The sequence below is a fragment of the Mesorhizobium sp. B2-7-1 genome (assembly GCF_006440735.1).
In the GTDB taxonomy this organism is placed as follows: domain Bacteria; phylum Pseudomonadota; class Alphaproteobacteria; order Rhizobiales; family Rhizobiaceae; genus Mesorhizobium.
The window spans coordinates 1-13,541 of the sequence record NZ_VFUA01000021.1; the positions used below are offsets into that span (position 1 = coordinate 1).

The 13,541-nt window shown below is 64.7% G+C and carries 11 protein-coding genes; 3 read left to right on the forward strand and 8 right to left on the reverse strand.

Going from position 1 to position 13,541, the window contains the following annotated elements; genetic code table 11:
- The 6 genes from FJ471_RS11020 to FJ471_RS11045 all read right to left on the reverse strand — a co-directional run.
- On the reverse strand, positions 1-1,127 hold a 1,127-nt coding region (locus FJ471_RS11020), incomplete at its 3' end, for a hydantoinase/oxoprolinase family protein (RefSeq protein ID WP_140803180.1).
- Positions 1,128-1,153: 26 nt separating this feature from the next.
- Complete coding sequence (locus FJ471_RS11025; protein ID WP_246684687.1) at positions 1,154-2,143, reverse strand: ABC transporter permease; 990 nt, start codon at positions 2,141-2,143, stop codon at positions 1,154-1,156.
- Entirely contained in the window at positions 2,140-3,165 is a 1,026-nt protein-coding gene (locus tag FJ471_RS11030; protein WP_140803181.1) for an ABC transporter permease, read from the reverse strand. The genes FJ471_RS11025 and FJ471_RS11030 overlap by 4 nt, the downstream gene beginning before the upstream one ends.
- Positions 3,162-4,649 (reverse strand): sugar ABC transporter ATP-binding protein, encoded by a 1,488-nt coding sequence (locus tag FJ471_RS11035; RefSeq protein ID WP_140803182.1) that lies wholly within the window; start codon positions 4,647-4,649, stop codon positions 3,162-3,164. The genes FJ471_RS11030 and FJ471_RS11035 overlap by 4 nt, the downstream gene beginning before the upstream one ends.
- Before the next feature lie 160 nt (positions 4,650-4,809).
- Positions 4,810-5,868, reverse strand: coding sequence for a TMAO reductase system periplasmic protein TorT (torT, locus tag FJ471_RS11040; protein ID WP_140803183.1), 1,059 nt, complete (start codon positions 5,866-5,868; stop codon positions 4,810-4,812).
- A gap of 215 nt (positions 5,869-6,083) precedes the next feature.
- A complete protein-coding gene (locus FJ471_RS11045; protein ID WP_140803184.1) occupies positions 6,084-7,460 on the reverse strand; it encodes an aspartate aminotransferase family protein in 1,377 nt (458 codons plus the stop codon).
- A 164-nt stretch (positions 7,461-7,624) separates the two neighbouring features.
- Here FJ471_RS11045 and FJ471_RS11050 point away from each other — a divergent pair, with 164 nt between their 5' ends.
- The 3 genes from FJ471_RS11050 to FJ471_RS11060 all read left to right on the forward strand — a co-directional run bounded on the left by FJ471_RS11050 (position 7,625) and on the right by FJ471_RS11060 (position 11,817).
- A complete protein-coding gene (locus FJ471_RS11050) occupies positions 7,625-8,314 on the forward strand; it encodes a GntR family transcriptional regulator (RefSeq protein WP_140803185.1) in 690 nt (229 codons plus the stop codon).
- Positions 8,315-8,316: 2 nt separating this feature from the next.
- Positions 8,317-9,438: an NAD(P)/FAD-dependent oxidoreductase gene (locus tag FJ471_RS11055; RefSeq protein ID WP_140803186.1), complete on the forward strand. Its 1,122-nt coding sequence runs from the start codon at positions 8,317-8,319 to the stop codon at positions 9,436-9,438.
- Positions 9,439-9,630: 192 nt separating this feature from the next.
- Positions 9,631-11,817, forward strand: a complete 2,187-nt coding sequence (locus FJ471_RS11060) for an alpha-ketoacid dehydrogenase subunit alpha/beta (protein WP_140803187.1) — start codon at positions 9,631-9,633, stop codon at positions 11,815-11,817.
- Positions 11,818-11,820: 3 nt separating this feature from the next.
- Here FJ471_RS11060 and FJ471_RS11065 read toward each other — a convergent pair whose 3' ends face one another.
- Positions 11,821-12,588, reverse strand: coding sequence for an SDR family NAD(P)-dependent oxidoreductase (locus FJ471_RS11065; protein WP_140803188.1), 768 nt, complete (start codon positions 12,586-12,588; stop codon positions 11,821-11,823).
- Positions 12,585-13,505, reverse strand: a complete 921-nt coding sequence (locus tag FJ471_RS11070) for an aminotransferase class IV (RefSeq protein WP_140803189.1) — start codon at positions 13,503-13,505, stop codon at positions 12,585-12,587. Before FJ471_RS11070 ends, FJ471_RS11065 begins: the two co-directional genes overlap by 4 nt.
- Positions 13,506-13,541 lie beyond the last annotated feature (36 nt).

Genomic DNA, 13,541 nt, shown 5'->3' on the forward strand with positions numbered 1-13,541 from the left:
ATGCCGAGCACGACATTGGCATCCGTCACCGTCGGCTCGGTGCCGCCCTGGCCGTAGCAGGCAGGACCCGGCCGGGCGCCAGCGCTGCGTGGGCCGACCTGCAGCAGACCGCCTTCGTCGACGAAGGCGATCGAGCCGCCGCCGGCGCCGCCCGAGCGCACGTCGACCTTGGGAATGCCGAGCGAATCGTCATGGATCATGCTGTCCGGCGTGACGATGATCTGGTGGTCGCGCAGCGCCGAGACGTCGAAGGTGGTGCCGCCCATGTCGCCGACGATGATGTCGGGCTCGTCGGACAGCGCCAGTGCGGCCATCGGCGCCAGCGTCGGGCCGGACATGACGCTGTAGATCGGCTTCCGGATCATGTCGGCCAAAGGCATCATGCCGCCGACGCAATTGGCAAGCAGCAGCTCGCCTTCGAAACCCTCCTCGTCGAGCGCCGTCTTCAGCTTCTCGATATAGGTCCGCACGATCGGATTGATAGAGGCGTCGATCGCGGCCGCGATGATGCGCTTGTATTCGCGCGGCATCGGGTTGATCTCATGGCTGAGCGTCACCGGAATACCCGGCAGCTCTTTCTCCAGGATCTCGCGCACGGCGAGCTCATGCGCCGGGTTGACCACCGACCACAAGAGGCCGACGGCGATCGCCTCGACGCCGAGGCCGCGGAATTCGGCGGCGGCCTTGCGCACGTCGTCCAGCGACAGCGGCGCGAGTTCGCGGCCACGCGCATCGATGCGCCCGGCGACGGTTTTGGTGAGATGGCGCGGCACATAGGGATCGGGATAGTTCAGCCGCCATTGGAAAGCGCCTTTGCGCGGACCTTCGCGCAGCACCAGTATGTCCTGGTGGCCGGCGGTCAGGATGAGGCCGACCTTGACCGTCTTGCGCTCGACCAGCGCGTTGGTCGACACGGTCGAGCCGTGCACGACGAGGTCGATCTCTCTCATGAAGTCGGCGCCGCTGAGCCCATAGCCCTCGGCCGCGACATGCAGCACGTTGATGAAGCCTTTCTCGAATTCGCCCGGCGTCGTCGGCGACTTGAAGATGGCGATCTCACCCTTGCTGTTCGAGACGAGACAATCGGTGAAGGTGCCGCCGATATCGATGCAAACTTGATAGGCCATACGAGCTTCCCGAAAGAGTTGGAGTATCAGCGCCTGGCTTCGTCGCGATTGACGATCAGGCTGACGATGATGATGACGCCCAGGCAGATCTGCTGCAGGTAGCCGTCGATCTGGACGAGGTTCATGCCGTTGGAGAGCACGGTGACGAACAGCGCGCCGAGCACGGCGGCGCCCACGCCGCCCTCCCCGCGCGCCAGCCGAACGCCGCCGACGACGGCCGCCGCGATTGCTTCCAGCGTGAGATTGCCGCCGAGATTGGGTTCGCCCGAACCGGTACGCGCGGTGAGCAGAAGCGCGCCGAGCGCGGCGAGCAGCGCGCACAGAACGTAGGCCAACACCAGCACCGGCACGGTGCGGATGCCCGCCGCGACCGCCGCCCTTGGATTGGCGCCGATGATGTAGAGACTGCGGCCGAAGCGCGTCGCCTTGAGCACGAGGAACAACAGCACGAACACCAGGGCGGCGATCCAGATCGGCATCGGAATCGAGAGCAGCGATCCCTGCGCGAATTCGGCGGTGAGGCTCTTCGGCAGGCCGGTGACGGGGAAGCCGCCGCTGATCGTGGAGGCGAAGGCCAGCACCATGTTGGCCATGCCGAGCGTCGTCACCAGCGGGTTGATGCCGATGCCGGCGATGAGCACGCCGTTGGCGAGGCCGATCGCGCCGGCGATCAGCGCGGCGGCGCCGACGCCGTAGAGGATCGAGGCATCGCCACCGCCCATCGCCACCATCGCCATCGAGGCGGCGACGCTGACCAGCGAAACGGTGTAGCCGAGAGAGAGATCGAAGCCGCGGGTCAGAAGCACCATGGTCTGCGCCATGGCGAAGATGGCGAGATAGCTCGCCTGCAGCGCGATGTTGCGGAAATTGCCGAGGGACAGAACACGCGGCTCGACCAGGCCGAACAGGATGAGCACGACGACGATAGCAATCGGCAGCCGCGCGGCGCGCAGCACATCCCTCGGTGAGAGGCCGGAGAGCTGAGCCATCGGTTGTGTCTTGGCCTCCATGCTCATGACTGCCGCTTCCTCAGCAGAAGCCGTTCGATGGCCAAGGCTATGATCAAAACGGCGCCGAGCACCAGCGTTTGATATCTGCTGTCGACCTGCACCAGGTTCATCGCGTTGGCGATGACCGACAGGAACAGCGCTGCAAGCGCCACCAATTCCGCGCGACCGACACCGCCGCGCAGCGAGACGCCACCGATGACGGCAGCGGCAATGGTTTCGAGCGCCAGCGTCCCGCCTATGGTGGATTGGCCGGAGCCGAGCCGTGACGTCATCAGGTAGCCGGTGAGCGCCGCGAGCAAGCCGGCGAGCATATAGGCCGCGATCAGCGTGCGGCCTGTCGCAACGCCCGACAGACGCGCCGAGCGTTGGTCGCTGCCCACCGCATAGATATGGCGGCCAAGCGCGGTGAAACGCTGCATGACGATGCAGGCGGCAAGGACGCCAAGCGCTGCCCAAAGCACGATCGGCAGGCCCAGGAACTGGCCGCGCCCAACATTGGCGACGAAGGAATCGGTGACGCCGTAGATCGGAATGCCTTGCGTGAAATAGAGCGCGATGCCCATCAGCACCGACATCATCGCCAGCGTCACCATGAAGGGCGAGAGCGAAAAGGCCGAAACCAGACCGGCATTGACGAGCCCGACAAGCGCCCCGACGCCGAGCGCGATCACCAGCGAGGCGATGATGACGGCGAGTTCCATGCCGGGAAAATAGCCGTTGCCGACCAGCATCACCGCTGCCGTCACCACGGAGGTCGCCGCCACCACCGCGCCCACCGAAAGATCGAAGCCGCCGGCCGTCATCACCAGCATCTGCGCCAGCGACGGAATGAGCAGCAGCGCGAAGTTGCGCATGACATTGAGCAGGTTGAGCCGGTTGAGGAAGCGCGGCTCGATCAACGCCGTCGCGACCACCGCCACGACCAGGAAGGTGATGACGATGCCGCCCTGCATGAGAAAGCGGTCGAGCCGGCTCGCGCGGTGCGATGGCGCGTTGGCAACGGTCATGGTCGCCGTCTCAGAGCTCATGCGCGCCCTCCGAAATAATGCGACAGCACCTGGGCTTCGCTGAGCTCATGCTGGGCAAGCTCGGCGACGACCTTGCCCTCGTGCATGACATAGACCCGCGAGGCGAGATTAATCAGTTCCGGCAATTCGGACGTCGAGACGACGACCGAGGCGCCGGCCTCGACCAGCGACTTGATGAGATTGTAGACATCGGCCTTGGCGCCGACGTCGATACCGACGGTCGGTTCGTCGAACAGGTAGACGTCGAAGGGCTTCATCAGGCCGCGCGCCAGCATCAGCTTCTGCTGGTTGCCGCCGGAGAAGGCGGAGGCCTTGCGCTCGGGCGCCATCGGCCTCAGCGCGAGATTGCCGAGCGGTGCCCTAATCGCTTCGTTTTCGCGCCAGAATTTCAGCAGCGGTCCGGACGACAATTCCGGCAGGTCGAGCGAGCTCATGGTCGCGTTCTCGCGTGCCGGACGCGCCAGCGCGAGGCCTTCCGAGCCGCGATCGGCAGGGAAATAGCAGACATTGGCGGCAAGCATCGAGGTGGGCGTCGGTCGCTCGACCGGCTTGTCGCCCAAAGTGATCGTACCCGCCTCGACAGTCTCAAGGCCGAAGACGGCGCGACAGAGCTCGCTGCGCCCGCAACCGACGAGGCCGGCGAGACCCACCACCTCGCCGGCGCGCGCCGTGAAGGAGGCGCTGATGACGGAGTGTTTTTCGGTCGTCAGGTCGCGCACTTCGAGCCTGACCGCGCCGGGCTTGTGGTCGATCTTCGGAAAGAGCTGCTCGACGGGACGACCGACCATCATCTCGATCAGCCCCTCGTCTGAAATCTCGGCGGTGACGACGGTGCCGATCTTCTTGCCGCCGCGCAGCACGGTGACGCGGTCGGAAAGATTGCGGATCTCGCTCATGCGGTGCGAGACATAGATGATGCCGACGCCGCGCGCCTTGAGCAGCGCTATCGCGTTGAACAATTTCTCCGCCTCGCCATCGGTAAGCGATGCGGTCGGCTCGTCGAGGATGAGCACCTTCGGGCGCATGCGCAGCGCCTTGGCGATCTCGACCATCTGCTTTTGCGCGCGCGACAGGAAGGCGACCTTCTCGTCGAGCGGCAGATGGAAGCCGAGACTGTCCAGCAGCTCGGCTGCGGCCTGCCGCATCTGCTTGCGTTTTAAGAAGAGGCCGGACGACTGCTCCCGGCCGAGGAAGATGTTCTCGACCACGGTGAGGTCGGGCACCAGGCTGAATTCCTGAAAGACCGCGGCGATGCCGATCTCCTGCGCCACCTGCGGCGTCAGGCTGGTGATGGTGCGGCCGTTGATGCGGTAGACGCCTTCGGCCCATGGGAAAGTGCCGGCAATGAGATTGATGAGCGTCGACTTGCCGGCGCCGTTCTCGCCAAGCAACGCATGGACCTCGCCCTCGTTGAGGGAGAAGTCGACATTGTCGAGCGCGGCGATGCCGCGGAATCTCTTGGTGAACCCTGTAACTTCCAGCATCTCGTCCAAAGGCCCAAAGCCGGCAGGAGCAATTCGAGCAAACTGCACGGCGGTTCGCCCGGAATTGCGTCAAGTCGCCTGACCGCCTTCTGCAAGGCGGCCAGGCCGGGAGGATCGCGATTTAATCGCGAAGCTGAAGGCCGCGCCGGCGGCCTCGCCACTATTCGACCGAGAACACCGGGCGCCAGTTGTCCGGCGCGAAGATCTGGGTCGTGTCGATCTTGTCGACATTGTCCTTGGTAACGATGCCGGGGGCAACCAGCAGGACCTTTTCGTGATCCTTCTTCTCCAGCGCGCGCACCGCGAGGTCGACGCCGATGCGTCCCATGATGACCGGATACTCGGTGGCGAAGCCCAGCACCGAGCCGTCCTTGACGGCCTTCAGCATGGTCTGGTTTTCGTAGGAGGACATGATGGTCACGTTGCTCAAGCCGGCGTCGGCGACCGCGCCGATCGCTGCTTCCGCCGTCGGTGCGCCGCCCCAGATGACGTTGACGTCCGGATGGGTCTGCAGCGCATCCTCGACCAGTTTGAGCTGTGCCGGCACGCTGGCCTCGCCGAACATCTCGCCGACCAGCTTGATGTTGCCGGTCTTGGTGCTGTCGCGGAAGCCGTTCATGTAGGTCTCGGCCCAGCCGCTGCCCTGCGGTCCAGGGAACGCCACGGCGGTGCCCTGCTTGTCGCCCAGATACTTCTTCACATACTCGCCGGTCTGAAAACCCTTCTGATAGAAATCAGGCGTGATGCGGGCGGTGATCGGCGTCTCCAGGATCGGATTGGCGACGGCGATGTTGACGATGCCCTTGCCCATGCCCTCGTTGATCTTGGCGGCCACGCCGGCTTCCGAAATCGCCGAGACCAGAATGGCGTCGGCACCGGAGGCGACGCAGTCGTCATATTGCGAGATCTGCTTCGGCAGGGCCGTGTATCCACCCGCCTGCAACACCGTCACCTTGACGCCGAGGCGCTTGGCTTCCTCGACGATGCCATAATCCACCGAGACCCAGTAGCTGTCCTGGAGATGCGGGAAGAGCACGCAGAGCTTCCAGGGTTTTTCCGCCTTGTCGAGCGGCTTGTACTCGATCTCTCCTACATTCTTCAGATCGCCGTCCTTGGCCGAGGCGATCTTGAACGGCCACCAGTCGGCTGCATGCGCCATGCCGGCCGACAGCACCGTCGCCGACAGCGCCAAAGCCAGTGATTTTCTCAATCCACTCATATCAGTCTCCCATTTTTTCAGCGCCCAGGCGGGCCAGAATTTTCTCAATTTCGGCTTTGATTGCCTATTTTGTATCCAATTGCCACTTCTGTGTTGGCATTTCATAACGTCAAGCGACGAATTGCAACAAGAATGTATCCAATTCGATAGAAACTTACATCTTATATCTTATGTGTCAACGCGAGAATGAGCGACTCCCATCTGCGCTAAGTCCTTCAGCCCTGCGGGTGGACCTGCGGCAAGGCCGCGTCGAGCGAGCGCTGGAACGCATCGACCAATGCGTCGACCTGCGCCTCGGTGATGATCAGCGGCGGACAGAAGGCAATCGCGTCGCCCATGTTGCGCGAGATGACGCCGTTCTGCTGCAGCAGGCCGTTGACCAGCGCGCCGAGCGCCGCCGGCTTGCCCCATGGCGCCTTGCTCGCTTTGTCGGCGACGAGCTCCACGGCGGCGATCAGACCGACGCCGCGCACCTCGCCCACCAGCGGATGCGAGGCGAGCTTGCGCAGCCGCGCCTGCAGATGCGCGCCGACCTTGCGCGCATTGCCGACGAGGTCGCGCTCCTCGATGAGCTTGATGTTCTCCAGCGCGACGGCCGCGGCGACCGGATGACCGCCGCCGGTGAAGCCGTGGCCGAAGGTGCCGATGCGGTCGCTCTCGTCGGCGATCGGCTCGAACACCTTGTCGTTGATGATGAGTGCCGAGATCGGCAGGTAGGAGGAGGAGATCTGCTTCGACAGCACCATGATGTCGGGCTTCATGCCGAAGGTCTGCGAGCCAAACATCTCGCCTGTCCGGCCAAAACCGCAAATCACCTCGTCGGCCACAAGCAGGATGTCGTATTTGGCCAGCACTGCCTGGATCTTTTCCCAATAGCCGGCAGGCGGCACGACGACGCCGCCGGCGCCCATGATCGGCTCGCCGATGAAGGCGGCGATCGTTTCAGGCCCCTCGGCAAGGATGAGCTGTTCCAGCTCATCGGCGAGCCGTGCGGAGAACTGCTCTTCGCTCTCGCCGGCCTGAGCGTCGCGCCAGTGATGCGGCGTCGAGGTGTGCAGGATATTGGCGATCGGCAGGTCGAAGGAGAGATGATTGGTGGGCAGCCCGGTCAGGCTCGCCGAGGCGATGGTGACGCCATGATAGCCACGCTTGCGGCTGATGATCTTCTTGCGTGCCGGCTGGCCGAGCGCGTTCGACCGGTACCAGATCATCTTGATCGCGGTATCGTTGGCCTCGGAACCGGAATTGGTGAAATAGGCCTTGCTCATCGGCACCGGCGCCATCTGCACTAGTTGCTCGGCAAGGTCGATCAGCGGCGAATGAGCCTTGGAGCCGAAGTCGTGATAGAAGGGCAGCTTCGACATCTGCCTTGTCGCAGCGTCCACCAGCCGTTTTTCCGAGAAGCCGACGGCGACGCTCCACAAGCCCGCCATCGCCTCGATGTAGCGATTGCCGGCAAGGTCCTCGACATAGATGCCATCGCCCTTTTCAATCACCAGTGGCCCGGTTTCCTGATGCTTGCGGGCATTGGTGTAGCCGTGCAGGTGGTAGCGGATGTCGCGGGCTTCGGGGGAATTCGGTCTGGCGTCCATGACGGCTCCTGTCTGCAGGCGTCCAAGCGGGAATTGCCCTGCCTACCCCTCGTTCAGGGGTCGCAGTTCCCTCTTGCATTATGCTGTTTGATGCATCATGTTTCTTATAAGATATACTGTCAAGCCTTTTTGGGACGACAGCCAAAAAACGGGACGGGAACGGCATGGCGAGCTTCAGCTTCGAAACGCTCGAGCGCGAAAACCTCGGCGAGACCGTCTATGCGCGCGTCGCCGAGGCGCTGATCAAGGGACGCTTCGCGCCGGATGCCAGGCTGACCATCCGCGACCTCGCCCAGTCGCTTGGAACCAGCGTCACGCCGGTGCGCGACGCTATCCTGCGCCTGATCCAGGACGAAGCCTTGGTGCAGAAATCGGCGCGCGAGGTACGCGTTCCCATCATCACGTTGGAACGCTATCGCGAGATCCGCCAGATCAGGCTGAAGCTCGAAGGGCTTGCCGCGCGCGAGGCAGCGCTCAAGGCGACAGCTAAGGATATCGAGCGGCTGCGCGATTTGATTGCACGCAACGAGCGCGCGATCGCCGACAGGAATTGGACCGAAGGGCTGGAGCTTAACCAGACCTTCCACTTCGCGCTTGCCGACATCGGCGACATGGTGGTGCTGCGCGGCATCCTGAACCGGCTTTGGCTGCAGATGGGACCGCTGATCGCGGAATCCTACCACGAAGGCGGCCGCGCCATGATCGACAATCACCACGCGGTTCTCGCCGCGGTCGAGAAGAAGGATGCCGATGCCGCCGAACGTGCGATCATCGCCGATATCACCGAGGGCGGAAACGTGATTCTCGAACGGCTGCTCGGCAGGCACGCCACCGACACGGCCAAGGCGGGCTGAGAATGGAACAGATCGACTGCATCGTTGCCGGTGCCGGCGTCGTCGGCCTTGCAATTGCGCGCAAGATTGCCGCACGCGGGCTGGACACGCTGATCCTCGAGGCGGCGGATGCCATCGGCACCGAGACGAGCTCGCGCAATTCGGAAGTGATCCATGCCGGCATCTACTATCCGCAAGGATCGCTGAAGGCCCGGCTCTGCGTCGCCGGCCGCGACATGCTCTACCGCTACTGCTCCGAACGTTCGATTGCGCACCGCCGCTCCGGCAAGCTGATCGTCGCGACCGACGAGACGCAGGAGCCGGTGTTGGCCGCCATTCGCGCCAGCGCCGCGGCCTGCGGCGTCGAGGATTTGCGCTACCTTTCCGCCGCGGAGGCGCAAGCCTTGGAACCGGCCCTGCATTGCACCGCCGCGCTCCTCTCGCCATCGACCGGCATCGTCGACAGCCACGGGCTGATGCTTGCCCTGCTCGGCGATGCCGAGGAGAACAGCGCAATGCTGTCCCTCAACACCCGTATCGTCTCGGGCCGCGTCGAGGCCGATCGGATCGTGCTGCGGACAATGGATACGGCGAGCGGCGAAGAGTTCGAGATCGCTACATCACGCCTCATCAACGCGGCCGGTCTCGGCGCCGTGGCGTTGGCCGGCTCGCTCGAGGGATTTGACGGACAGTTCCTGCCGACGCTTCGCTACGCCAAGGGCAACTATTTCTCGGTTGCCGGGCGCGCGCCCTTTTCGCATCTTGTCTATCCGGTGCCCGAACCTGGCGGGCTCGGCGTCCATCTTACCCTCGACCTTTCCGGCACCGCCCGTTTCGGACCGGATGTCGAGTGGATCGACGCCCTCGATTATCGCGTCGATCCGGCGCGCGGCGAACGCTTCTACGCCGCGATCCGCAAATACTGGCCTGGCCTGGCCGACGGCAGCCTGCAGGCCGCTTATAGCGGCATCCGGCCGAAGCTGTCAGGTCCGGGCGACGCCAACAGCGACTTCGTGATCCAGCATGCTGCGACGCACGGCATCGACGGCCTGCTCAACCTGTTCGGCATCGAAAGCCCGGGACTGACCTCCAGCCTGGCGATTGCCGAACATGTGACGCGCATTCTCGCACCTGAGACGGACTGACTGCGCCCACGCACGACCATCAAGGCCGGCCGATACCCGCGCGTCTATCTCGGCGAAAGGCTGACATATCCGCCAATTGTATCCGATTAAAGCGAAGAGCGGCAATTTTCGCCTTTCAAAAGGCAATTCACCTCACTATCGTATCCAATACGCTTTTTGACCCCCTACCCACGAGCCCGCCAGGAAATCCTGATGCCCGATTACGCAACATTGGCCCCATCAGCCCCCTGGCGCGAGCTCCGCACGACACGAGCCGACTGGGACGACGCCGATCCGGCTGTGCTGGAATCGATGCTGGTTTCGGCTCATCTGATCCGCGCCTTCGAGGAAAAAGTGCTGGAGCTGGCCGGCCAGGGCCTGGTGCATGGGCCAGCCCATTCCGCGGTCGGCCAGGAAGGCGGCGCTGTCGGCTCGGCCGCTCTGATGCGGGCGAGCGACCAGATCAATGGATCCCATCGCGCGCATCACCAGTTCCTCGCCAAGTCGATCCGTTATGTTGCGCCGCAGGGATTGGCGCCTGCCGACGACTTCTCGCCGGACATTCGCGGCTTGGCGCAAAGATCGCTCGCCGAGATCCTGGGCCTGGCGCAGGGTTTCTGTCGCGGTCGCGGCGGCTCGATGCATCTGCGCTGGGCCGAGGCCGGCAATCTCGGCACCAACGCCATCGTCGGCGGCGGCGTGCCGCTGGCAGCCGGCGCCGCCTGGGCGCATAGGCGCGCCGGCAAGGGCGACGTGGCCTTTGCCTATTTCGGTGACGGCGCCGTCAACATCGGCTCGGTGCTGGAGACGATGAACATCGCCGCCGCCTGGAAGCTGCCGCTCTGTTTCTTCATCGAGAACAACCGCTACGCCGTCTCGACCCATGTCGAGGAAGCGACCGCCGAGCCGCGCCTATCGGCACGCGGATCGGCCTTCGCCATTCCCGCCTGGAAGGTCGACGGCATGGATCCCCTCGCCGTCTATCTTGCGACGCAAGAAGCCATGGAGCTGATGCGCAATGGCGGCGGGCCTGCCATCATCGAGGCCGACGTCTACCGTTATTTCCATCAGAACGGCCCGCTGCCCGGCAGCGCCTTCGGTTATCGCGACAAGACCGAGGAAGCGGCCTGGCGGGCGCGCGACCCGCTCGACCGGCTGGCGAGCGAAATGGAACAGCGTCAGATCATCGGCAGCTCAGGCGTTGCCGCTCTGCGCGAACGCGCGCTTGCGCTGATGGCCGATGTCGCCGCCGAGCTCGTTGAGCAGGCGGACGGCAAGAACCGCATCAAGCCCGCGCTCTGGCCGGACGAAGGTTTTCGCGACCACGGCATACGCGGCGACCTCCAGGAATTTGCCAGGATGCGCACCGAGGAATTGGAAACCTTCGGCGGCGCGATCGACGGCGGCGCCAAATTCATCGACGCGGTGGCCAACGTCATGCAGCGGCGCATGGCAACCGACGACCGTATCGTCATCATGGGCGAAGATGTGCATCGGCTGAAAGGCGGCACCAACGGCGCGACGCGCGGCCTTGCTGCTGCCTTCCCCGACCGGGTGCTTGGCACGCCGATCAGCGAAGCCGCCTTCACCGGGCTTGGCGGCGGCATCGCCATGGATGGCCGCTATATCCCGGTCGTCGAGTTCATGTATCCGGACTTCATGTGGGTGGCCGCCGACCAGGTCTTCAACCAGATCGGCAAGGCGCGCCACATGTTCGGCGGCGATATCGACGTGCCGCTGGTGCTGCGCACCAAGGTCGCCATGGGCACCGGTTACGGTTCGCAGCACTCCATGGACCCGGCCGGCATCTTCGCCACCTCGCCCGGCTGGCGCATCGTCGCCCCGTCGACGCCGTTCGACTATGTCGGGCTGATGAACAGCGCGCTGCGCTGCAAGGATCCGGTGCTCGTCATCGAGCATGTCGAGCTTTACAATTCCACCGGTCCGGCGCCGGTCGACGACCTCGACTATTTCATCCCGCTCGGCAAGGCCAAGGTGGTGCGCCGGGGCACGGTGATGACCGTCCTGACCTATCTCGCCATGGTGCGTCCGGTGCTCGAGGCGGTCGAACGTCTCGGCGTCGACGCCGAGGTCATCGACCTGCGCTCGCTCGATCGCGCCGGCCTCGACTGGCAGACCATCGAAGCCTCGATCCGCAAGACCGGCAATGTACTGGTGGTCGAACAGGGCGCGCGCGGCACGTCATATGGCGGCCTGCTCGCCGCCGAGATCCAGAACCGCTGCTTCGACTGGCTCGACCAACCGATCCAGCGTGTCCATGGCGGCGAAGCCTCGCCGAGCATTTCCAAGGTGCTCGAGACCGCCGCTTGCGCACGCCCCGCCGACGTCGAGCGCGGACTGCGCCAGGTCATGGCTGACCAGGGGCGGCCGCTTGGCTGAACGTCAGGCCTTCGGATCATCACGCGGCGTCATGAAACCGGCGGTCTCGCCGCCGTCGACGCTGAGGACCGCACCGTTGACGAAGCCCGCGGCGGGAGACAGCAGCCAGCCGACCGCCTCCGCGACATCTTCCGGTGTGCCGAGGCGCGCCGCGGGAATGCGCTTTTCCAGCCTCTCGCGCCGAGCCGGAATGGCCAGCGTCTTTGCCATCATCTGCGTGGCGATCTGACCCGGGCAAACGGCGTTGAAGCGCACCTCCGAGCCGTATTCGAGCGCCAGCGCTTGCGTGAGGCCAATCAGCGCCGCCTTGGAAGCGGTGTAGATCGCAAGTCCCTCCTCACCGACCAGGCCGGCCACCGACGAGATCGTCACCACGGCGCCGCGCGCGGCCCGCAGGCCCGAAAGCGCATGGCGCGTGAACAGATAGGCCGATGTGGCGTTGGCCGTCATCGTCCTGTTCCAGTCGTCGAGCGTCGTCTGGTCGAAGGCCCCGCGCCCGCCGGCACCGGCATTGTTGACCAGGCCCGCGATACGCCCCCTGCCAAGCTCCAGCGCCACCTCGATCGCGCGCTTGCAGTCGGTCTCGCTGGTCGCGTCGCCGGCGGCGAAGACGGCGCCTGGAACCGCGGCGATCACATCATCGGCGGCGGCCTGGTCGCGCCCGGTAAAGACGACCCGCGCGCCGTCCGCCGTCAGCCGCTCGACGCAGGCCGCGCCGATGCCGCGCGTGCCGCCCGTCACCAGGAAGACGCGCTCTACCGCTGCGCTCATGCCGCCGCTCCGTAGTCGACGAGGGTGCAAAGCGGCCCTTCCCTGTGCGCGGCCCAGTAGAGGTCGTGGATGCGGCTGGTGACCGGGCCGGGCTTGCCGTTGCCATAGATGCGGCCATCAAGCACCGTCACCGGCATGATGCCGCCGGCGGAGCTCGATATGAAGATCTCGTCGGCCTCGCGCAATTCCTCGATCGGCAGCGGCCGCACTTCGCAGGTGACGCCCGCCTCACCCACAAGCTCCATCACCGTGCGGCGCGTCATGCCCTCGAAGACGCCGCGCTCGGGCGTGGTGACGACATTGTCCTTCACCGCGAAGACGTTGAAGCCGGCGCCTTCGGTGACATTGCCCTTGCCGTCGTTGAGCACGGCAACGATGGCGTCCTTGTCGTAGGCCTCGAAGATGCCCATCGTCAGGTCGAGCCAGTGGAAATTCTTAAGGCGCGGATCGAGCGATTCCGGCGGGATGCGCTGCACCGAACTCACCACCATCTTCAGCCCGTCACGCCGCTGCTCGTCATTGGCGATCCACACGAAGGGCTGTGCGAAGGCATAGAACCGGTTCTGACAGAGCCTGGGATCGCGGGTGCCGGCCGGCGGCACGCCACGCGTGCAGGTCATCTGCACATAGGCGTCGCGCAGCCCGGTCCGGCGCACGCATTCGACCAGGATGTCGGCTATCTCGGCCTTCGACAGCGGCAGGCTCATGCGCAGGCCGCGCATCGAGGCCAGGAAGCGCTCGATGTGGTCGTCGAGCCTGAAGAAACGGCCCTTCCAGACATGGGTGACGTCATAGGTCGCGTCGGAACGCACAAAGCCACGGTCGGTGATCGGAACGGCCGCCTCCGCAAGCGGCATGTAGCTGCCGTTGACATAGGCTATGCCCAATGCCGGATCGTAAGCGGTGCGGTCTGTCATGAAATCCTCCACTGATGTCGAATCTATCATTGGATA